18 protein-coding genes and 1 riboswitch are annotated in these 21,728 nt (G+C 71.0%); of the genes, 10 read left to right on the top strand and 8 right to left on the bottom strand.

Features of this window, described 5'->3' with window-relative positions:
* The first annotated feature begins 354 nt into the window (after positions 1–354).
* The 3 genes from RUR_RS23970 (at position 355) to RUR_RS23960 (ending at position 3,135) form a co-directional block, all read left to right on the top strand.
* Entirely contained in the window at positions 355–1,407 is a 1,053-nt protein-coding gene (locus tag RUR_RS23970; protein ID WP_283137420.1) for a hypothetical protein, read from the top strand.
* A gap of 394 nt (positions 1,408–1,801) precedes the next feature.
* Entirely contained in the window at positions 1,802–2,620 is an 819-nt protein-coding gene (locus RUR_RS23965; RefSeq protein WP_283137419.1) for a DUF998 domain-containing protein, read from the top strand.
* A 143-nt stretch (positions 2,621–2,763) separates the two neighbouring features.
* The gene (locus RUR_RS23960; RefSeq protein WP_283137418.1) at positions 2,764–3,135 is read left to right on the top strand and encodes a phage holin family protein; all 372 of its coding nucleotides are present in this window, start codon (positions 2,764–2,766) and stop codon (positions 3,133–3,135) included.
* Between the two features lie 58 nt (positions 3,136–3,193).
* On the opposite strand, the gene RUR_RS23955 is transcribed toward RUR_RS23960, so the two are convergent.
* On the bottom strand, positions 3,194–4,102 hold the full coding sequence (locus tag RUR_RS23955) for an alpha/beta hydrolase family protein (protein ID WP_283137417.1): 909 nt from the start codon (positions 4,100–4,102) through the stop codon (positions 3,194–3,196).
* Between the two features lie 85 nt (positions 4,103–4,187).
* Positions 4,188–5,195 carry a LacI family DNA-binding transcriptional regulator gene (locus RUR_RS23950; protein WP_283137416.1) on the bottom strand — a complete coding sequence of 336 codons (1,008 nt, stop codon included), beginning with the start codon at positions 5,193–5,195 and terminating at the stop codon, positions 4,188–4,190.
* A gap of 171 nt (positions 5,196–5,366) precedes the next feature.
* Between RUR_RS23950 and RUR_RS23945 the strand changes: the two genes are divergently transcribed.
* Complete coding sequence (locus RUR_RS23945) at positions 5,367–6,527, top strand: amidohydrolase family protein (protein WP_283137415.1); 1,161 nt, start codon at positions 5,367–5,369, stop codon at positions 6,525–6,527.
* The gene (locus RUR_RS23940) at positions 6,524–7,033 is read left to right on the top strand and encodes a cysteine dioxygenase (RefSeq protein ID WP_283137414.1); all 510 of its coding nucleotides are present in this window, start codon (positions 6,524–6,526) and stop codon (positions 7,031–7,033) included. The genes RUR_RS23945 and RUR_RS23940 overlap by 4 nt, the downstream gene beginning before the upstream one ends.
* 41 nt (positions 7,034–7,074) lie before the next feature.
* On the opposite strand, the gene RUR_RS23935 is transcribed toward RUR_RS23940, so the two are convergent.
* Both RUR_RS23935 and RUR_RS23930 read right to left on the bottom strand, forming a co-directional pair.
* On the bottom strand, positions 7,075–7,914 hold the full coding sequence (locus RUR_RS23935) for an AMP-binding protein (protein WP_283137413.1): 840 nt from the start codon (positions 7,912–7,914) through the stop codon (positions 7,075–7,077).
* A gap of 480 nt (positions 7,915–8,394) precedes the next feature.
* On the bottom strand, positions 8,395–11,184 hold the full coding sequence (locus RUR_RS23930) for a LuxR C-terminal-related transcriptional regulator (protein WP_283137412.1): 2,790 nt from the start codon (positions 11,182–11,184) through the stop codon (positions 8,395–8,397).
* Positions 11,185–11,316: 132 nt separating this feature from the next.
* Here RUR_RS23930 and RUR_RS23925 point away from each other — a divergent pair, with 132 nt between their 5' ends.
* Together RUR_RS23925 and RUR_RS23920 are read left to right on the top strand one after the other, a co-directional pair.
* Positions 11,317–11,763, top strand: a complete 447-nt coding sequence (locus RUR_RS23925) for a hypothetical protein (protein WP_283137411.1) — start codon at positions 11,317–11,319, stop codon at positions 11,761–11,763.
* Positions 11,764–11,861: 98 nt separating this feature from the next.
* Positions 11,862–12,836, top strand: a complete 975-nt coding sequence (locus tag RUR_RS23920; protein WP_283137410.1) for an aldo/keto reductase — start codon at positions 11,862–11,864, stop codon at positions 12,834–12,836.
* A 102-nt stretch (positions 12,837–12,938) separates the two neighbouring features.
* Here the strand turns inward: RUR_RS23920 and RUR_RS23915 are convergent, their stop codons facing one another.
* Complete coding sequence (locus tag RUR_RS23915; protein WP_283137409.1) at positions 12,939–13,304, bottom strand: MerR family transcriptional regulator; 366 nt, start codon at positions 13,302–13,304, stop codon at positions 12,939–12,941.
* Positions 13,305–13,663: 359 nt separating this feature from the next.
* On the opposite strand from RUR_RS23915, the gene RUR_RS23910 reads away from it, so the two are divergent.
* Together RUR_RS23910 and RUR_RS23905 are read left to right on the top strand one after the other, a co-directional pair.
* Positions 13,664–14,638: an aldo/keto reductase gene (locus RUR_RS23910; protein ID WP_283137408.1), complete on the top strand. Its 975-nt coding sequence runs from the start codon at positions 13,664–13,666 to the stop codon at positions 14,636–14,638.
* On the top strand, positions 14,635–14,865 hold the full coding sequence (locus tag RUR_RS23905; RefSeq protein WP_283137407.1) for a hypothetical protein: 231 nt from the start codon (positions 14,635–14,637) through the stop codon (positions 14,863–14,865). Before RUR_RS23910 ends, RUR_RS23905 begins: the two co-directional genes overlap by 4 nt.
* Before the next feature lie 390 nt (positions 14,866–15,255).
* On the opposite strand, the gene RUR_RS23900 is transcribed toward RUR_RS23905, so the two are convergent.
* Positions 15,256–16,164: a coiled-coil domain-containing protein gene (locus RUR_RS23900; protein ID WP_283137406.1), complete on the bottom strand. Its 909-nt coding sequence runs from the start codon at positions 16,162–16,164 to the stop codon at positions 15,256–15,258.
* A gap of 3 nt (positions 16,165–16,167) precedes the next feature.
* Positions 16,168–16,342: riboswitch (cyclic di-AMP (ydaO/yuaA leader) on the bottom strand.
* 328 nt (positions 16,343–16,670) lie between these two features.
* Here RUR_RS23900 and RUR_RS23895 point away from each other — a divergent pair.
* A complete protein-coding gene (locus RUR_RS23895) occupies positions 16,671–19,691 on the top strand; it encodes a M14 family metallopeptidase (protein ID WP_283137405.1) in 3,021 nt (1,006 codons plus the stop codon).
* A 263-nt stretch (positions 19,692–19,954) separates the two neighbouring features.
* On the opposite strand, the gene RUR_RS23890 is transcribed toward RUR_RS23895, so the two are convergent.
* On the bottom strand, positions 19,955–20,731 hold the full coding sequence (locus RUR_RS23890) for an ABC transporter permease (protein WP_283137404.1): 777 nt from the start codon (positions 20,729–20,731) through the stop codon (positions 19,955–19,957).
* Positions 20,731–21,708, bottom strand: coding sequence for an ATP-binding cassette domain-containing protein (locus tag RUR_RS23885; RefSeq protein WP_283137403.1), 978 nt, complete (start codon positions 21,706–21,708; stop codon positions 20,731–20,733). Before RUR_RS23885 ends, RUR_RS23890 begins: the two co-directional genes overlap by 1 nt.
* Positions 21,709–21,728 lie beyond the last annotated feature (20 nt).

Raw genomic sequence — 21,728 nt, 5'->3', positions numbered from 1 at the left:
ACCCCGCAGACCACCGCGCCAACCGCCGAAGCACAGGCCACCACCACCCGACCCAGCCGCCGCCCCAGCCGTACGGCCCAGTGATCGTTGCGCTGTCCGCACCCCTTGGGGGCCGCACACCACAACGATCACCCACACACCGCACCCGCCGCCGTCACCCAAACCACCACACGCCGACCGACGCCGACCGCGAGGAGGGCACTGACACCCAAATTGACGATTCGTGGTGGTATCTCATGAGGTTGAAGTGAAAGGTGGGGTTAGCCACCTCTGCCACTGTTCGTCGGGTTCTTCGTTCTCAAAGCGTGATTTGACCAGGCCCGGAATGAGGTCGGATTGCCGTAAGCTCCCGCCGTGTCAGACGAGCCGGGTGAATGGAACAACACCGACCGATCCAAATGGCAGCCGACCTACGTGCTCGCCGAAGCGGAGACCACCCCGCTTCCCCGGATCAAGGTCGAAGAACCGCCGCAGCCGGCGCCCCAGCCGGATCCCCGCAGCTCAAAGCGGACTCGAATCGGCGATCTGCCCATGCGGGTCATCTACCGCCTCGTCGCGGGCGGGGTGGCCGTGGTCGCCGTGGTCGGTGTCGCCTTCTTCTTGATCAACCGGCCGTCCGCCGACGACAAGGTCGCCGCCGCGCCGCTGGGCAACAGGGCCCTGCCCTCCCCGTCCGCGGGCTCGGTCCCCCCGTCGCCCACCGACGCCCCGCCCCAGGCGACCCCGGTGCCGCTGGCCGCGGGGGTTCCCTCGCCGGGCACCTCGGTGACCCTGACGCCGATCGCCACCGTGACCCTCCCCCCGGGCTCGGCCGGCGGCCTCGGGCCCACGCCGACCCCGACCGTCACCCCCGCCAAGCCCCCGGGTGTGGAGAAGCTTCCCCCGCCGCCGGCGAAGAAGCGGCTGGGCGCCCTGCCCGGCAAGGCCACCAAGGCCAAGGGGCGGATCACCGACCGGCGCACCGGCATCTCCTACGCCAAACTGGTCAGCCCCTGGGGCACCGCGCCGCCCTCGCCGTTCGCGCACAAGCGCTTCCTCAAGGGCACCCTGCGCGACAAGGCCCCCGCCTGGATCGCCTCGGCCCCGATGCCGCTGGAGCCGCAGAAGAACCTCCGGCTGGCCGCCGCCGACATCGCCCGCTGGACGCTCCGCTTCCACCCCAAGGGCACCACCGTCTCCTGGCGCGCCTCCCAGGAGCTCAAGGCGGGCAAGCGCAAGGGCTGGCTCCTGGTCTTCACCGCGAAGTACACGGTCAAGGGGAAGAGCAGGGAGTCCGTCTCCGCCGTCGGCCTGGTCAACGTGGGCAAGAAGCGGCCCGCCATGATCTTCATGAGCATTCCCGACACCCACCGCCGCCATTGGCGGGACATCACCACGGTGATCTCCTCGCTGAAATCCCTCCGCTGACCCCGTGACCCGGCCTGCCCCGCAGGCCGGGTCTTGCCTTTGCCCCAGGTGGCCCGCCGATCGGACGCCGTGGAACGGGTACGGGGCTTACTCACTCCTCGACCATGAACCCGGGGGGTGACCCCCCTTAGGGGCATACTCCCCCAGATGACGTCCCGCCGATCCGAAGCGGCCGCATCGCCGCAGGTCGGCGTGGTCAACCCTCCCGACGGCCCAGATCGCCTCCTCCTCAGGTACCACTCCTCCGCTCCGCCGACGCCCTGGGACGCAGTGCGGAGCTAGGGGTTCTCCCTCCGGAGTCGCAGGGGGAAGATCCCCACCTGGCCGGACGATTCACCCCCCTCGCGGTCCGTACGTTCGATGCACACCCCGAACGAAGAAGAGGACCGCCGCAGTGACCCGCACCTACGCCCGCCTGACCGTCACCGGGACGGTGCTGGCCTTCGCGTTTATGATCTACCTCCACATGGCCATCGGCACCACCGGGCTCATCAGCGTGTACGCGCACCACCCGGACGGGGCCGCCGTGCTCGGGGCGAGCATGGCCTCCCTCGCCGCCGGGCTGGTCGCGCTCGGGCTGGCGCTCTCCAAACTCCGCCCGGGGGTACACCCCCTGGCGCAGTGGCTGCTCGCCCTCGCCGCGCTCGGACTGCTCCTGGCCGCGTACTTCCCCACCGACCCCGGTGCCGACGTGGTGAGTTTGAGTGGATACATCCACCGGTACGGCGCGGGCGCCGCCCTGCTCGGCATCCCGGGCGCCGGGCTGCTGGTCGCGCGGAGGCTCGCCGGAATCCCGGAGCTGGAGGCGACCGCGCGAATCGTGACCTGGATCGCGGGGGGATGCCTGCTCGGCGTGGCCGGGCTCCTGCTCACCAGTGACGGACTGGCCCAGCGGACCGTGCTCTTCGCGGAGATCATCCTCATGCTCGTCCTGGCCGCGTCCCTGCTCGGCCGCCGGGGACCGGCCAAGGGCGACGAGCCCGCCGCGGACTCCCCCGCCGTACGGCCGGCCCGGCCGCGCGGCACCGTATCGGGCGGACGCGGGACCCCCACCCGCCCGGCCCGGGACGGCCGGACGTTCCGGCGGCTCGCCGTACACGGTCGCGGCCGTCCGTCCTGCCCGCGGGGGAACCGCGGATTCCTGGGCGCCACCGCCGTGGCTTTCCCCGCGGGTTCACCGGCGGACCGCACGCCGTACCGTCCCAGCGCTTAGCGTGGAGGCATGGGCACGAAACACCACCTTCTCCGTGAAACACCGGAGGACCTCGCCCGGCGCCCCCGAACCGACGGCGGATCCGGCGACCGAACCCCGTTCACCACTCCACGAGACCCCGAATACGTGCCAGGATCGGAAGCATGAAGATCCTCATCAGGATTGTGGTCGTCGCCGCCGCGCTGTGGGCCGCGACCGAACTCGTCGACGGGATCACGGTCGACGCGGACACCACGGCGACCAAGATCGGCACCCTCCTCGCGGTCGCCCTGATCTTCGGACTGGTCAACGCGATCATCAAGCCGATCGTGAAGACCATCGGCTGCGCGTTCTACATACTCACCCTGGGCCTGATCGCCCTGGTGGTCAACGCGGGCCTGCTCTGGCTGACGAGCTGGATCGCCGACGGGCTGGACATCCCGTTCGCCGTCGAGGGATTCATGGCCGCCTTCTGGGGCGCGCTCATCATCGGCATCGTGAGCTGGCTGCTCAGCCTGGTGCTCGGCGACGACTAGACCGCACCGACGGGGAACCGGTTCGCGGCCGACCTCCTCGGCCGCGGGCCACGGCCCCTCACCGCCGCGCGGACGGTGACCTGTCGCAGGCCTCCGCGACCGCGGCCAGCACGTGCGGCCAGGCCGGCGAGAGCGGGTCGATCACCCCGAAGTGCTCGGTCGCCGGAAGTTCCCGCAGCTCCACCAGGCCGCCGGCCGCCGCGGCGAAACCCCGGCTCTGCCCCACCGGGACCTGCTCGTCCAGCGCCCCGTGCACCAGGACCACCGGAAGGTCGTACGGGACCAGCCGCGACGGATCCGCCGCGTCGTACCGCTCCCCGCGCTCCTCGGGCGACCCGCCCAGCAGCTCGTCGACCGCCCCGTCGTCCAACCCCAGGGCGCTTCCGGCCCCCAGATCGCACACCGCCGCCAGCGCGACGACCCCGCGGATCGGGAGCGGCTCCTCCCGAAACCCCGGAGACCCCTTCGGCAGCCGGTGCCGCGCCGCGGACCACAACGCCAGATGGCCGCCGGCCGAGTGCCCGATGACCACGGCACGCTGCAGGTCCACCCGGTCCCGTCCCACCGCGCGGATCAGCAGCCCACCCGTCCGCCTCGGCTCACCCTCGGCCTCCGCCTCGCCCTGCGGCGCCTCCGCGTCCTCGGCCTCCTGGCCGAGCAGGGCGTCCACCGCCGCGGCGACGTCGTCGAAGGTGCCCGGCCAACCGCCGCCCTCGTGCCCGATCCGCCGAAACTCCGGGGTGCAGACCACGTATCCCCGCTCCGCCAAAGCCGCGGCCATGGGCCAGGTATGGGTGCGGTCGTACTCCGCCCGCCAGAACCCCCCGTGCAGCAAGACGACCAAAGGGGCCGGCGCCTCGGTGTGCGGCAGCCGTACGTCGATTATGTGATCAGGCCAGGAACCGTATCGAATCACCAGGTCGGGTGGGGGTGCCGACCGGGTCAGCACCTCACGGGGATCATTCATCGTCGCTCCTTCAACGGCAAATATCGATCATGCCACTCCCACCTCGCCAAGCCGCTCATCACACGGCGCGACGCCCCCCAAAACCTCAGCGGGCGGGGTGGGCGGTCGATCCGCGCCTGCGGAGCGAGGGGACCTGGACGGTACGGCGGGCGCGGGGCTCGCCGTCCGCCGCCGCGAGCACGAGTTCGACCGCGGTGCGCACGATACCCGCGATGTCCCAGTCGACCGTGGTGAGGGCGGGGCTGAGCAGCCCGGACATCGGATGGTCGTCGTATCCCATCACGGAGACGTCGCCCGGGACGGCGAGCCCGAGCTCGGCCGCCGCCGCGTAGACGCCGTACGCGATCGAATCGGAGAGGCAGAACACCGCGGTCGGCCGGGACGGGCCGGCGAGCACCCGGCGGGCCACCGAGGTGGCCTCCCCCAGCGCCTGCGGCGAGGTGCACAGGGCGACGTCGAGCCCGAGCCGCTCCGCCGCCGCGAGCACGTATCGGTCGGCGGGCCGATCAGGGGTGCCGGGGCGGGTGGGGGTGAGCACGGCCAGCCGGCGGTGGCCGAGCTCGTGCAGATGGTCAAGGGAGAGCGCGACGCCCAGCTGGTTGTCGAACACCACCTCGCCCACGGTGGCCCCGGCGTCGAGCGAGTCGCCGACGGAGACGACGGGGAGCGCCTGGGCGAGGTCGCGCCAGAGGGCGGCGGAGGGGTCCAGCGGCTGCACGATCAGCCCGTCCACCCGCTGGTCGCGCAGGCGCTGGGCGAGGAGGATCTCCCGCGCGGGGTCGCCTCCGGCGTCCAGGATGAGGGCGTACCGATCGCGGTCCAGCAGCTCCCGGCCGATGCCCACGGCGAGCGACTGCTGCCAGAGGTCCTCCAGTGAGCCGCAGAGCAGGCCGATCATCCCGGTCCGCCCGCTGGCGAGCGCGCGGGCGATCGGGTCGGCCTCGTAGCCCAGCTCGGCGGCGGCCTGGCGGACCCGCTCCATCGTCTCCTCGGAGACCTGCATCCCGCGGAGGGCGTAGGAGACCGCGGCGGGGGACAGGCCGGTCGCCTTGGCCACCTCGCGTATCGTCGCGCGCTTCCTCGGCTGGGGCACGCGAACAGCCTAGTCGTCGCCACCCGCGGTCCGGGGGCGGACGTCGCGGATGTCGTCGCCTTGACAGCGCGCGGGGTGAACCGGTTCACTAAGATTGGTTACTGAATCGGTTCAGTGAACCGATTCACCTAACTTGACCAGCCAAAACAAGCTTAGGAACAGGGAGATGACGTGGTGAGCGGGGGTGGGGTCGACGTCCATCAGCATCTGTGGACGGAGTCCTTCGTCGCCGCGCTGCGCCGCCGCAGGAGGCCCCCCAGGCTCGACGGCTGGACCCTCCACCTCGACGGCGAACCCCCGAGCGACCTCGACCCCGTCGCCCACGACCCGGACCGGCGGGCCGCCCTGGTCCGGGCCGACGGGGTCGACCGCGCGCTGATCTCCCTCTCCAGCCCGCTCGGGATCGAGTACCTCCCGCCCGAGGAGGCGGCGCCGCTCCTTGCCGCCTACCACGACGACGCCGCCGGACTCGGCGCCCCGTTCGGCGCCTGGGCCGCCGCCGGGCTCCGCGAGATCGACGCACCCGGGCTCGCCGACCGGCTCGACCAGGGCTTCGCCGGGCTCCAGCTCCCGGCCACCGCGCTCGCCGACGACGCCGGGTACGCCCACTGCGCCCCCCTCCTCGGCCTCCTGGAAGCCCGCGACCTGCCGCTTTTCGTGCACCCCGGACCGGTTCGTGCGCCGCGCCTGCCGAAGAATCCCGATTTATCGGGAGAAGGCGGGGTGGCATTGCCAAACACCGGCCTGAGCCCCGACGGCGTGGCCAACCGCGAAAGCCCGGAACACAGGCAGTCACCCAGCCTCTACGGCCTCCACTACGCGGACGCGGGTACGGGCGGCACGCCGGTTCCCGATCCCCGCCGGGGCCGCGCGCCGTACCGCGCCGTCGAAACCGGCGGCAAGCCGGACGACTCCCCCCAGACCGGCACACCGGTGTGGTGGGCCGCGATGGTGCCGTACGTCCAGCAGATGCACGCGGCCTGGTTCGCCTTCCACGCCTACGGCCGGCCCCGCCACCCCCGGCTCCGGGTGTGCTTCGCCCTGCTCGCCGGGCTCGCGCCCCTGCACGAGGAACGGCTCGGCGCCCGCGGCGGCGATCCGCGCGGCGTCGTGGACGGCGGCGTCTACCTCGAAACCTCCTCGTACGGGCCCCGCGCGGTCGACGCGGCGATCCGGGTCCTCGGCATCGACGTGATCGTCAACGGCTCCGACCGCCCCTACGCCTCCCCGCTCGAACTCGGCCACGGGCACGGTCTCGGCGAAGCCGCCGGGCACGCCCTGCGAGTGAACAATCCGGCCCGGCTGCTCACGCGGAGAGGAACACCATCATGAGCTGGGACACGCTTCCCGCCAGGGAACTGCACCGACGCGAGTTACGCACGCTCGTCGAAGACCTGGCGGCGCAGCCCGACCTCTGGGCGCACCACGTCGCGTTCAACGCCGACGGCGACGGCCGCCACTACGCCTCGCTCTACCGGGACGCCCACGTGGACGTCTGGCTGCTCTGCTGGCGCCCCGAGGACGACACCGGCTGGCACGACCACGACACCTCCTCCGGCGCGGTGAAGGTCGTCTCGGGGTCGCTCACCGAGTGCAACCCCAGGATCGGCGGCGATCACGTGGAGACCGTGGTGCCCGCCGGGGAGTCCTTCTCGTTCGGCCCGGACCACATCCACCGGCTCAGCGGACGCGTCGACGGCACCGTCTCCATCCACGCGTACTCGCCCCCGCTCTGGCGGCTCGGCCAGTACTCCATCGGCGACGACGGGGTGATGCGCCGCGTCTCGGTCAGCTACGCCGACGAACTGCGCCCCCTCGCCGCGCAGGCCCTGGCCTGACCCGTCCGGTACGGGCCTTCGCGGCCGTAGGCCGTACCGGATCACCGAGGTCGGAGCAGGGTCCGAAGGCCGGGGCGGGAGTGCTCGGCGGGGATCGGTTCGGTGAGCGCGGCAACGGTCACGCCGTGGTCGTGGAGCGCGCCGGGGAGCTTCGCGGCGGGCAGGCCCGGAGCGGCGACGATCAGGGTGCCACGGGTCAGCGCCGCGGTCAGCAGCGCGGTGACGGCGGCGCCGCCGTCCAGCGGCCACGTCGCCAGGAGCACGTCCTTCTCCCCGAGCTCCCCGAGCGCGAACCCGGATGCCGGGCCGCCGGCGACCAGCTCCGCACGGCTGAGCGGGCCCTCCACGGTGAGCAGGGCCGGGTGCGCCGCCGGATCGCGGAGCGGTACGGACCCGGGGCCGGGGACGGCCGGTTCGCCGGGCCCGGTGAGCAGTTCGGCGTAGGCGCAGGTCTCGGGGACCGGGTCCGAGCCGATCACGACCACCCGGCGGACCCGGGAACGGTCGGCCAGCCGGAGCGCCGTGGCGGCGAGCCGCGGGGTCGTGATCAGCATTCGGGCGTCGCACCGGGTCAGCCGCCGGGTGAGCCACTCGGCGGGGGCCGCGGCGGGAAGCGTCGCGGCGGTGCCTCCGGCCGCCAGGACCGGCCAGGTCGCGAGGAGGTGCGCGGTCACCGTGTCGACGTACACACCCGCGGTGTAGCCGGGGAAGACACCGCACCGCAGGAGCCCGGAGGCCGCGCGGACGACGGTCGTGGCGAGCGTCCGGCCGCCGAGGACGCCACCGCCGCCGATCTCGATGAGAGCGGGCCGATCGCCCAGCTCGTACGCCCGGCCGAGCACCGCGCCACTCGCCGGACAGCCCCGCGCCCCGGATGTCATGCCCGGACTGTACGGGCGCCGCGGGGGCGGCGCATGCGCAGAACCATGTAGGTACCGATGTATCCGGGCGAGGGTCGTGTCCATGAGGAATCAGGGCATCGGCCGGGTCGTCGTGTCATGCCTGGGCCGGTGTCCTTCCGGTCCGCGGAGCGCGCCGGCGCGTCGTCTCCCGGACCGGCCCGGTGGCCTCGCTGAAACACCGTCCGGGCCCGTGGGTGCGGGCCCGGGTCCTGCGCGACCCGGACCCGCCGCCGCGTACCCCGCGCCTTCGGCCACCCCCCCTCCGAGGTGACGTCCGGCTTTCCCGCGGGGCACGCAACGTGCATGATCAGCCGTTGTACGCGGCAACCACCCCTGGCGGCCCAGGGGGTGGACGGCTGAGCACACGCTCCAAACTAGGCCCGGGACCACCCGGGCACATGCCCTGAATCACCCATTCACCGGTGCATTCCGCCACCCTGCACATGTGTAGATCGCCGATCAACCGCGATCGGAGATCCCGCGTTCGATCGCCCAGGCGGCGGCCTGGGTCCGCGAGGCGAACCCCAGTTTGCCGAGGATGTTGGCGACGTGCCGGGCGGCGGTCGCGGGGCTGATGACGAGCTCGGCGGCGATGCCGCGGTTGCTCAACCCACGGGCGATCAAGGCGACGACCTCTCGCTCCCTTCTCGTCAGGATGTTTCCGGACCTGTCGGGCTTCAGCCGCCGATCGGCCGGACGGTCCGCGGAGGCCGCCTCCACCGGGGCCGGCTCAAGCGACGCCGATCCGCGTGCTCCGTACTCCGGCCCCGCCACAGCATGGTCCCCGGCCGACGGGTCCAGTGCGAAGGTGACCGCCTCCCGCAACGTCATCCCACTCCCGGAGTCCCAGAGGACCGTGACCAGCGGCCCCCCGAGCGCCTTCCGCGCCGGTTCGAGCAGCAGATCGAGATCGGCCCCCGCCCTCAGGCCCCGTCCGGCCCCCGCCGCCTCGCGGAGCGCCTCGGCGGCGGCGGCGAGCCGTACCGCCCGCCGATGGTCCCCCTCCCGGGAGGCGAGCCGGGCGAACTCCCCCAGCCGCCGGGCGACGCCCGTCCGCTGCCCGGTGTTGAGGCTCAGCCGGAGCGCCTCGGCGAACCGGCGCCGCGCCGCGTCGCAGGCCCCCTCGGCGAGGTCGATCCGCCCCAGGCCCGCCACACAGTTGACGATCTCGGCGCGGGCATCCAGCCCGTCGATCATGGTCAGCGCCTGCTCGTAGCGCGCCCGGGCACCGCCTGAGTCCCCCCGCCGCTCCGCCACCCGGGCCAGCCCGAGCAGCCCGCGGCTCGTCCCCCACCGGTTGTCCAGCCGGTCGGAGATCCCCAGAACCGTCCGGTACGCGTCCCGCGCCTCCCGCAGCCGCCCCGCCGCCAAGGCGAGCCTGGCCCGCGCCTCGTACGCGAACGCCTCGATCCGCGGGTCGTCCAGCTCACGGGCGATCTCGATCGCCTCCGCCAGCGGATCGGGCCCCGCCTCGGCGGACGCGGATACCCCGGCACCCGTCCCCGATTCGCGGCAGGCGGCCTCGTGCCGAGGTCGGCGGTCGGACCCGTCGTCCGTACCGGCCGATGATCCGGCCACCGGCGGATCGCGCCTGACCCCGCCGCGTCCCCCGACCGAGGTCCGCACACCGCTCTCGGCTGAGACGCCGGAGCCATCCCGGTCTTCGACGACCTCGCGCCGAGGCGCCGATCGCGACTCGATGTCCGTACCGCTGCGGACCTCCCCCGTCGCCGGGCCCCGCATTCGGGGAGCGACCGTCGCGAGGAGGATGAGGGCCGAGGCGACCCCCAGCCGCTCCCCCGCCGCGCGGCACAGGGCGAGGCCCGTCTCGCCGTACGCCAGCGCCGTCGCGGTGTCACCCTGGGCGAGGGCGAGTTCGGCGCGGAACACCACGGCCTGGGCGCGGAGCCCCGGCGGGAGCTCGGCCGCGGCGTCGGCGAGCACTCGGTCGAGCCAGTCGACGATGTCGGTGTACCGGCCGCTGCCCAGGTAGAGCAGGCGGAGGGCGAGGATGATCCGGAGCGCCGCCTCGTGGTCTCCGGCCGCGAGCGCCAGGCGGAGCACCGTGTTCCCGTTGGTCCGCATCGCGTCCAGCCCCTCGATGAGCCGGCGGACGACCGGCCACGGCTGCTTGGCCCGCGGGCTGATCGCCCAGCTGACCCGCTCCGCCAGCTCGGCGAGCCTGGCGTGGTGCCGCCTGCGCAGACCGTCCTCCTCGCCGGAGGCGGCGAGCCGCTCGGCCGCGTACTCCCGGACGGTGTTCAGCATCCGGTAGCGGGCCTCGCCCCCCGCCTCGCCGTCCACCACCACGAGCGACTTGTCGACCAGCGCGGACATGAGGCGGAGTACGTCCTGCGGCCAGACCCCCGCGCCGGAGCACACCCCCTCGGCCAGGGTGAGCGTCCAGCCGCCGGTGAACACGGTGAGGCGGCGGAGCAGCACCCGTTCCGCCTCGGTGAGCAGCTCGTGGCTCCAGTCGACGGTGGCCCGCAGCGTCCGCTGCCGCTCGGGCGCACCGCGGTCGCCTCCGGCGAGCAGCTGAAACCGGTCGCGGAGCCGCGCGGCGATCTGATCCACCGACAGGAACCGGATCATGGGCGCGGCGAGCTCGATCGCGAGCGGCATCCCGTCGAGGGCCCGGCAGAGGCCGGCCACCTCCACCACGTTCTCCGCGGTCACCTCGAAGTCCGGGCGAGCCGCGGCGGCCCGGGCGGCGAAGAGCCGTACCGCCTCGGATCGGAGGAGCCGCGACGGGGTGAGGTCCTCCGACGTCTCCAGGGGCGGCACCCGCCACACCGTCTCCCCCGGTACCCGGAGCGGCTCCCGGCTGGTGGTGAGGATCCACACCCGCGGGCAGCGGGTGAGCAGCGTGATCCCCAGCCGCGCGGACTCGTCGATCATGGATTCGCAGTTGTCCAGCACGATCAGCAGGTGCCGGTCGTCCAGCGCGTCGACGACGGTCTCCACCAGGGGCCGGGTGCCCTCCTCCCGGATGTGCAGCACGGCCGCGAGCTGCGCGGTCACCGAATCCGTGCCGGTGAGCCCGGCGAGTTCGACCAGCCAGACGCCGTCGGGGAACCCCTCGGTCAGCCGGGTGGCGACGCGGAGCGCGAGCCGGCTCTTCCCGATGCCTCCGGTCCCGCAGAGCGTCACCATCCTGGACACCGTCACCAGCTGCAGGAGTTCGTCCACATCAGGCCCACGGCCGACGAAGGCGTTGGGCTCAAGCGGGAGGTTGTTGGCTGCCATGGCCTCTTAGGGGGTACCTCGTCCGATCGTCACGGAAAGTGTGACATCAGTCGACAGATTGTGTCGTTAAGTCGACGACTTTGTGCGGAGGTTCCGAAGGGAAATCACTCCTGCCTCTAGAATGCTGCTGCAATGAGTTCGCATCCAGTGGTGGAAGTGCTGTTCATCCGGGTAGACGCGGGAGCCCTCACCTACCGGCAGCAGCAGACCGAGCTCCGCCCCGGCACCCACCCCGACCAGGCGGCCCTCGGCCTCGGCCCGTCGGGCGACCCGCTTCTGCACTCCACCAGCTGGCGGTACGACCCGGCCGGCCACATCGTCCTCACCTACGCGATGTGCCCCGACCCCCGGCCCGACCTCCCCGGCCGCCCCGTCCCCCACACGTCCACCGCGCACGCCGAGACCCCCACGTCCCCCTCCCCGGCCCGCATCCACCTCGACGACGTCGCCGCGCACGCCGTACGGCACCTGGCCTGGCTCGCCGAAACCGACCCCGTCGCCCGCGACTTCCTCACCGCCCACCCGGACCTCTCCGCCGCGTTGTCCCCCCTCAACCCCGCCCCCGCCGTACGGCTCTGAGGGCTGCGGGATCGCGGCCCGGCCAAGCCGACCGGCGTACCGGACGGGGTCCGGCAAGGGCTTGACCTGGAGTGCACTCCAGATTGTTGGCTGGGCCCATGCAGCAGATCACATTGGGAAACAGCCGGACGTCCTCCCCGGCGAGCAGGTTCGCGCTGGGGGCGATGTCGTTCGGGACGTTGATCGAGGAGAAGATCGCGTTCGCGATCCTCGACCGGTTCGCCGACGCCGGGGGGATGCTCATCGACACCTCGAACAACTACGCGTTCTGGCATGAGGGCGCGACCGGGGACGAGAGCGAGACGGTCGTCGGGAAGTGGCTGGCGAGCCGGGGAGCCCGGGACCGGGTGGTCTTGAGCACCAAGGTGGGCGCCCGCCCCACCGTCCCCGGTGACCGCACGCTGGACTCCGCGGAAGGGCTCTCGGCCACCGCGATCAAGCAGGGCATCGAAGGGAGCCTGCGCCGCCTGGGCACCGACCACGTCGACGTCTACTGGGCGCACATCGAGGACCGCGGGGTGCCCTTCCACGAAACGCTGGACGCCTTCCACGCGCTGACCGACGAAGGGAAGGTACAGCTGCTCGGTGCGAGCAACCACCGGACGTGGCTGGTCGAGCGGGCGCGGGCCTACTCGGCGGCGCAGGGCCGGGTCGGCTACACCAACCTCCAGCTCCGGCACTCCTACATCCGCCCACGCCCCGGGGCCACGCTGCCGGAGAGTGCGCATGTGCAGGTCGGCGAGGAGACGCTCGACTACGTACGCCACGAGCCCGACCTGGTCCTCTGGGTCTACACATCGCTGATCAGCGGCTCCTACACCCGTCCGGACCGCCCCTTGGCCGAGGTGTACGACCATCCGGGGACCACGCGGCGTCTCGCCGTACTGCGCGACCTGTCCGCCGAGCTCGGGGTGACCCCGAACCAGCTCGTGCTGGCCTGGCTCGCCGGGGGCGACCCGCCGATCATCCCGATCGTGGGGGTGAGCGGGGTGGAGCAACTGGAGCAGACCCTGGAGGCCTTCGACCTCACGCTCGACGAGGAGGTGCGGCGGCGCATGGACACCCCGGCGTGAGCACGCCAGCCCGGTGACCGGATGGCAGCGGGCCATCGCGGAAAGGCGCTCAGGCCGATGTCCGCGGGGGCGCCATCGGGCCTGAGTGGCCTTCACCTGGGCTTACGGGATGTTGTCCTCGTACCAGGCGATCTTTTCGCGGATGGCGCGCTGCTTCTCCCGCATCTCGGCGATCTGGGATTCGATGCGGCGGTCATGGGCTTTCAGCAGGGCCATGCGCTCGACGAAGGTGTCGTCGCCGCCGTCGCGGGTGAGCTCGGCGAAGGTGAGCATCTCCGCGATCGGCATACCGGTGACCCGAAGACACCGGAGCAGGGCCAGCCAGTACAGGTCGGAATCGCTGAACCGGCGCTGGCCGGAGGCGTTCCGGTGCACCCGCGGCAGCAGGCCGATCTTCTCGTAATAGCGCAGCGTGTCGAGACTGAACCCGGTCTCTTCCGCAGTCTCCCCCGGCGAATAGAGGCTCATAGACCCTCATCTTGGCACCTGGAGTGCACTCCAGGTCAACGCTCCGACGCCCTCCCAAGCATGATCGCTGCGATGTGTGACCCCCCGGTGGCGCACACACCGCAACGATCACCAGGTTCCCTGCCACACGGGCGACGCGCGCCGACGCCGTACCGGACCCTCAACCACGACTCAACCCGGAACAACCACCGACACCCACTCCAGCGTGATCGTTGCGCTCTGCGACCCACAACGGGTACGCACAGCACAACGATCACCAGGTTCCCTGCCACACAGGCGACGCGCGTCGGCGCCGTACCGGAGAAGGGTCGGCGGTCGCGGCTTGACCTGGAGTGCACTCCAGATTGTTGACTGCGGCCATGCAGCAGATCACGTTGGGAAACAGCCGGACGTCCTTCCCGGCGAGCAGGCTCGCGCTGGGGGCGATGTCGTTCGGGACGTTGATCGAGGAGAAGACCGCGTTCGCGATCCTCGACCGGTTCGCCGACGCCGGGGGCACGCTTGTCGACACCGCCAACAGCTACGCGTTCTGGCATGAGGGCGCGACCGGGGACGAAAGCGAGACCGTGATCGGCAAGTGGCTGGCGAGCCGGGGAGCCCGGGACCGGGTCGTGCTGAGCACCAAGGTGGGTGCCCGCCCCACCGTCCCGGGCGACCGCACCATGGACTTCGCGGAGGGACTCTCGGCCACCGCGATCAAGCAGGGGATAGAGGGGAGCCTGCGCCGCCTGGGCACCGACCACGTCGACGTCTACTGGGCCCACATCGAAGATCGTCGCGTCCCGCTGGATGAGACGCTGGACGCGTTCGACTCGCTGACCAAGCTGGGAAGGGTACGGCTGCTCGGCGCGAGCAACCACCGGACGTGGCTGGTCGAACGGGCACGGGCCTACTCGGCGGCACAGGGCCGGACCGGCTACACCAACCTCCAGCTCCGCCACTCCTACATCCGCCCCCGCCCCGGGGCCGCGCTGCCGGAGGGCGCGGTGGGACAGGTCGGCGAGGAGACGCTCGACTACGTACGCCACGAGCCCGACCTGGTCCTCTGGGTCTACACATCGCTGATCAGCGGCGCCTACACCAGGCGGGACCGGCCCCTGCCTGAGGCGTACGACCATCCGGGGACCACGCGGCGTCTCGCCTTACTGCGCGATCTCTCCGCCGAGCTCGGGGTGACCCCGAACCAGCTCGTGCTGGCCTGGCTCGCCGGAGGCGACCCGCCGATCATCCCGATCGTGGGGGTGAGCGGGGTGGAGCAGCTGGAGGAGGTTTTGGGGGCCTTCGACCTCACGCTCGACGAGGAGGTCCGGCGGCGCATGGACACCCCGGCGTGAGCACGCTAACCCGGCGGCTCCTGATCTGGATAGGTTTCGAACGGCGTCCTTCGCCGGTACGGGCGGACGCAGCGGTACGGGCGGACGCCGAAGGGATCAAGCAGGAGGAGCGTTCCGCCCGGCTCCGGCGCCGCGAGGCCCGGCGGGTCCCGGGATCGACGCGGTACGTCTACGGGCCCGGCGTCGTCCTCCCCATCAACGTCGACGGTGGGGAGCCACCCGGCTGAGACCGGGGGGTGTCCCACCGCAACCGGTGCGCCCGCGGGCCGTACCCGCCGTATCACAGCAGATGCGGACGAATCCGCCCCCAGTCTCTGCATCCGCCCTCAGCCTCTGAGCTGTATGAAGCCTGGACACGGATCCTCGACGGGGGTTCCGGCCCCGCCGCCTGTTTCCGAAGCAGTCGTGAATCGGCGGGCACCCGATCTCCCCGGGAGCCCGCCGGAGCCCGGCAATGCGGCTGGGCCGGATGTCGCATCCTTTGCGAGGGTCCGTGTCCACCCCGGTGTTTCCCGGAGCGACCCGAGCTCCGGGACGATCGGGCCCGCACCTAAGACCGTGCGGCGCCTAAGCCGGTACGGCTCGCGCCGTGCCGGCCGTACCGGGACGAAGGTCGGCTAGAGCACCGAGACGTGGACGTGGTCGATGTGGTTGGCGGTGTTGCCGCCGCGGTTGCTCATCATTTTCCAGCCGGTGCCGGTGCGGATGTCGTAGTAGCGCTGCCGCCAGATGATGTACATGATGCCGAGCCGCTGCCCGTTCTCGATGTAGTACTGGGCGATCGCGTCGCCGCGGGCGTTGTCGGCGGCGTTCGGCACGCGCCCGCCGGAGCTCAGCATGAAGTCGCACGCCCGGCCGACCCCGTGTTCGCCGCTGTCGCCGGGCCGCAGGCAGCCGTACCCGTAGGGCATCGGGAACTGCTGGAGGGTGAGGTCGCGGACGAGCTGCATCCGGGCGGTGAGGCCGTTCGCGCCGGACGGGGACTGGTATCCGTGCTTGGCGAGATACCGTTCGACCTCGTTCTTCTTGGCGCGGAGTTCGGCGATGTCCTTCTTGAGCTGGACGACCCGCTCGTCGGCGGCCTCCTGGGCCTGGATCGCCTGCTGGGAGAGGCTGTGCATCCTGGAGATCTGTTCGCGTTTGTTGCGGGCCAGGTGTTCCAGGGTGGCGACCTGGCCGAGGACCTCCTGCACGTCGCCGTTGAAGGCGAGGAGCATGGTGGTGTCGACCTTCGCCCCCATGTAGGTGGTCTGGGCGATCTGGGCGACCTGAACACGGGCGGACTTGAGGTCCTTGGCGACCTTCTCGGCCCGGGCGTCGGCCCTCTTCGCGGCCAGCTTGGCCTCTTCGAGGGCTTGGATCTCGCCGCGGTACGCCTTGGAGAGGGCCGCGGCTTCCTTGGTGAGTTGGCGCAGTTGATCCTGCCTGCTCGGTGGTGCCAGCCGCTCGGCCGCCCCGGGTCCGACCGCCACCAGGAGCACCGTCAGCACCGACACCGCCAAGGCGCATGCCCGGCCCAGCTTCACTCGCTCTCCTCTCCTCGTACGCCTACCGGGTTAGCTGACGGGTTCGGGCCAGGAGTCGCCCTACGGCACGCAAGCGCACCGACTCACCCCACCGTGCTGGTCTGGGGAAGTCCCTAGCACCGGCACATGACGCCTTGGGTCCCCGGTTCCCGCGTACGGGATTCGGCGGCTGCCGGCTGCCCCGATCAGGGGCGGTGCACCGACAGAACAGAGCGAACTATAGAAGGTGATCATGAGGTGCTGCCACCGATACCACTTAAAAATCAACAGCACCAGCGGGTTTCCTACGCCACGAATCCGACCGGCCCGCAATCGGCGGACGGGCTGTCCGCATCCGGCCATCCCGTGGACCTTGCCCAAACAGCAAGTTAGGCGGATATTTCGGATGATCGTGCCAGCCGTGACTCCGGCGACGAGGCCGGAGTACAACGGAGAGGACCCCTGTGTTCCAAACCCCCCGAAGAACGGCCCTGTCCGCCGCCGCAGCCGTGTCGCTCTGTCTCAGTATGATCTTCGCCACCGGAGCGGACGCCAAACAGAACCAACCCCAGGCGGCGCCGGTGAACCCGCTCCCGCAGGACGAGCGGATCGAGCTGTACCAGCTGGACGCCGCGCCCGGTACCGCGGAGGAGCTGGAGCTCACCGGGTTGGAGATCATTCAGAAGCGGGTCGCGAACAACCGGGAGCACCTGGAGCTCACCCTGCGTCCCGCCGACGTCAAAAAGCTCGAGCGCCGGGGTCTGCGGCCGTCGCCCGTACGGAACGAGGCGGGTCAGACCCAGCTTGAGGCCGCGCGGACCATGGCGGCCTCCGGGTTCAACGTGTGGCGGTCCTACTCCGAGCCGGGCGGCATCGCCGACCAGCTCCGTGGCATCACCCGGGCCAATCCGGACGTCACCGAGCTGCGGCGGATCGGTAAGACGACACAGGGCAAGGACATCCTCGCGGTCAAGGTGACCAGGGGCGCGCGGCACCTCCCCGACGGAATCCGGCCCGCCGTGCTCTACTCGGCGACCCAGCACGCCCGCGAATGGATCTCCACCGAGGTGGACATGCGGCTGCTGAAGTACCTGATCGCCAACAAGAACACCGGCGAGATCAAGAGCCTGCTCAACCGGACCGAGCTCTGGTTCGTCCCGGTGGCCAACCCCGACGGGTACGACTACACCTTCGCCTCCCCGGACAACCGGCTCTGGCGCAAGACCCTGCGGGACAACAACAACGACGGGCAGATCACCAGCGTCGACGGCGTCGACCCGAACCGCAACTTCCCCACCAACTTCGGGTACGACGAGGAGGGGTCGAGCGCGATCCCGAGCAGCGAGACCTACCGCGGCCCCGGGCCGGCCTCCGAACCCGAGACCAAGGCGATGGACGGGCTGCTGCGGCGGATCAAGTTCCGCGCGCAGGTCAACTACCACTCCTACGGGGCGCTCCTGCTCTACCCGATGGGCTGGCAGGTCAACACCGCCACCGCGGACGACCCGATCTACCAGGCGCTGACCGGCTCCGACGCCAACCCCGCGGTGCCGGGCTTCGACCCCGACCTCGGGGCCGAGCTCTACACCACGAACGGGGAGACGACCGACCACGCGCACGCCGCCTACGGCACCCTGGCGTGGACCCCCGAGCTTGAGGAAGGGTGCGACGGCTGCGGCTTCGTCTTCCCCGACGACGAGAACCTGGTCCAGGAGCAGTTCGTGAAGAACCTCCCCTTCGCCCTGGACGTCGCGAAGTCCGCGCCGAACCCCACCGAACCGGTCAGCCACCTCGGCAACACCACGCCCGACTTCGTCGTCGACGCCTTCGAGGTCAGCCACGGCCGCGACCAGCCCGTCCAGGTCAACGTGAAGCGGTCGCTCGGCCCGGTCCTCATGCACTACCAGATCAACGGCGGCAGGACGAAGACCACGACCACCCGTGCCTGGCAGGGCGGGGAACGGTACGGCAAGGACTACGACACCTATTACCACTACCGCCGCGGCACGGTGCAGAACGCCAAACCGGGTGACAGCGTCAAGGTCTGGTTCACCGCCCCGGTGAAACGGAAGACCAGTGCGAACTTCACCTACCGGGTCGCCGCCGACATCGGGGGCAAGGTGCTCATCCTCGCCGCCGAGGACGTGACCGGGCTCAGCCCCGTACAGGGCGTGACGACCGCCAAGTACGCCGACGACCACGCCACCGCGCTCACCGCCGCCGGATACACCTCGGACGTCTACGACGTGGACGCCGCAGGCCGCAAGGCCCCCCACCCGCTCGGTGTGCTGAGCCACTACAAGGCGGTGGTCTGGGAGACCGGCGACGACATCATCCCGCGGGAGACCACCCAGGTCGGCGGGACCGTGGCCAGGCTCGGCATCGACATCGAACTGGCCGTACGCGACTACCTCAACGAAGGCGGCAAACTCGTCCACTCCGGGAAGTACGCCTCGTTCGCCCAGGCGGCCGACGGCGGCTACTACTTCCAGCCCGACACCGCCCAGCCCGAGTGCGCCGTCCCCTCCGATCCGCCCTGCCTTCCGGTGCTCAACGACTTCCAGCAGTACTACCTGGGCGCCTACGTCAACGTGAGCGACGGCGGCACCGACGGCAACACCGGCACGCCGTTCCCGCTCAAGGGCGCGGCGAACGGGTTCGCCGGGTTCAACGGATCTCTCAACGGCGGCGACTCGGCGAACAACCAGGACCACACCGCCTCCCTCGTCTCCACCTCGGCGATCCTGCCGCCGGACCGGTTCCCGCAGTTCGCGACGGGCGCGGCCGTACAGTGGGACCGCCCTGGGGCGCCGTTCTCCCCGCACACCGGGAGCTGGTTCGTCCCGAGCGGCCTCGCCGACATCTCCTACAAGCGGCTCAGCCGGAGCATCGACCTGACCGGGAAGTCCAGCGGAAACCTCTCCTTCTGGACCTCCTACGACACCGAGGCCAACTGGGACTTCCTCACCGTCGAGGCGCGCACCGCCGGACAGGACGACTGGACCACCCTCCCCGACCAGAACGGGCACACCACCCAGAACACCGGGGAGAGCTGCCTGACCGCGAACAGCGGCGGCTGGCGGGAGATCCACCCGTTCACCCAGCGCTACCAGGGCGTCAACTGTGAGCCGACCGGGACCAGCGGTGCCTGGCACGCCGCCTCCGGCGCCTCCGGCGGCTGGCAGCAGTGGTCGATCGACCTGACCGCCTACGCGGGCAAGCAGGTGGAGATCTCGATCGCCTACATCAGCGACTGGAGCACCCAGGGCCTCGGCGTCTTCCTCGACGACTTCAAGGTCACCGCGGACGGCGCGACGGCCGCGGAAACCTCGTTCGAGACCGACCTCGGCGGCTGGACCGTGAGCGGCCCGCCGCCCGGCTCCGCCTCCTCGGTCGGCGACTGGGCCAGGAGCGACCAGCCGTTCCAGGAAGGCAGCGTCCTCACCACCAAGGACACCGTCTTCGCCGGATTCGGGGTCGAAGGCCTGACCACCCAGGCGATGCGCACCGACTTCATGAAGCGTGCGCTCAAGCACCTCCTGGGCTGACCCGCGGGCACGCCCCGCACCCAGACGACCGCCCCGGTCCGATACCACCCCCACGGGTATCGGACCGGGGCGGCGCCGTGTCCCGTACCGGCGGTGAAGGGGTACGGCCACCGCGGCGCCGGCCCGCGCACGCCGTACCGAAGGCGACGCCGTCGCCACGGCGAAGGCCGTCCCGATTCGAATCGCCCCTGTGGGATTCGAATCGGGACGGCCCCCGGTGATCCGGTACGGCTGCCGCGCCTCACGCCCGCCGTACACGCGGGTCAGCGGGAGGTGCGGCGCTTGAAGAGGTAGGTGCCGCCGATCACGGAGATCAGGAGGATCCCGCCGCACCAGGCGAAGGAGAGCCAGACGCTGTTCCCGAGGGGGGTCCCCATCAGGAATCCGCGGACGGCCTCCACCGTGGGGGTGATCGGCTGGTTCTCGGCGATCGGCCGGAGCCAGGACGGAAGGGACTCAGCGGGCACGAACGCGCTGCTCAGATAAGGGATGAACAGGATGAAGAAGCTGAATCCGTTCGCGCCTTCCACGGTCTTGGCGATCAGCCCGAGCGCGACCGCGGCCCAGGAGATCGCCAGGATGTACAGGGCGATCATGCCGAGCGCCGCCAGCCAGCCGAGCGGTCCGGCGGTCGGGCCGAAACCGATCAGCAGCGCCACCGCGACCACGAGGGTCACCGAGATCATGTTGCGGACGAGGCTGGCGACCACGTGCCCGGTGAGCATCGCCGAGCTGACGATGGGCAGCGAGCGGAACCGCTCGACGATGCCGTTGACCATGTCGTGGGCGACGGTGACCGTCGTCATGGATGCCCCGTATCCGGCGCACATCAGGATGAGCCCGGGTACGACGTAGTCGACGTAGGCGCTCCCGACGTCGATGACCCCGCCGAACACGTAGACGAACAGCAGGAGCAGAAACACCGGCAGCACGACCGTGAGGAAGAGCAGTTCGAAGTTCCGGGTGATGTGCCGGAGACTCCGGGCGATCATGGTAAGGGAATCGCTGAACGCCCAGTAGAGCCGGGAATGGGTGGCCATCAGATTCCCACCTTCCGGGAAACGCTGTCGGACCGTGTGGACTTGTCGGGGTTGTCGGTGAGCGCCAGGAAGACGTCGTCCATGGAGGGGCTCTTGACCCGGACCCGGGTGACGGCCAGCCCCTGACCTTCCACCCATTCGAGGATCCGCCGGAACCCCCCGGGGCTCCCGTCCGAGGCCACGCTCACACTTCTCAGCTGCGGATCGGTGTGTACGGCGGCGGCGCCCAGGCCACGCAACGCCCGGTCGTAGTTCTCCCCGTCGTCGAGAACCAGCTCCACGTACTCGCTCGCGACCTGCCGTTTCAGCTCGTCGGGCGTGCCCTGGGCCACCACCTTCCCGTGGTCGATCACCGCGATCCGGTCGGCCAGCCGATCGGCCTCCTCCAGGTACTGGGTGGTCAGCAGAATCGTGGTGCCGGTGACGGTGAGGTCCCGTACCACGTCCCACATGGCCTGGCGGCTCCGCGGATCGAGTCCGGTGGTCGGCTCGTCGAGGAAGAGGACCGGTGGTCTGGTCATCAGACTCACCGCCAGGTCCAGTCGGCGCCGCATGCCCCCCGAGTAGGTCTTGACCGGCCGCCGGCTCGCCTTGACGAGGTCGAACGCCTCCAGCAATTCGTCGGTCCGCCTCCAGGCGGCCTTCCGGCCCAGGTGGTAGAGGCGGCCCATCATGCGCAGGTTCTCCTCGCCGGTGAGCAGTTCGTCGACGGCGGCGTACTGCCCGGTCAGGCTGATCGACCGGCGGACCCGCACAGGGTTGCGCGCCACGTCGTGCCCCGCGACCAGGACCGAACCGGCGTCGGCCTTGATAAGGGTGGCCAGGATCCGCACCATCGTGGTCTTTCCCGCGCCGTTCGGGCCGAGGAGCGAGAAGATCGTCCCCTTCTCCACGCGGAGATCCACGCCGGTGAGCACTCTCACGCGACCGTACGATTTCTCGACCCCGGTCGCCTCGATGACGACGTCGTCGTTCACACCTTCCGCCCTTCCACGGT

It is taken from the genome of Rhizohabitans arisaemae (genome assembly GCF_025996515.1).
GTDB lineage: Bacteria > Actinomycetota > Actinomycetes > Streptosporangiales > Streptosporangiaceae > Rhizohabitans > Rhizohabitans arisaemae.
The sequence above is the reverse complement of the archived record's forward strand: the minus strand, read 5'-3'. Positions and strand labels throughout refer to the sequence as shown.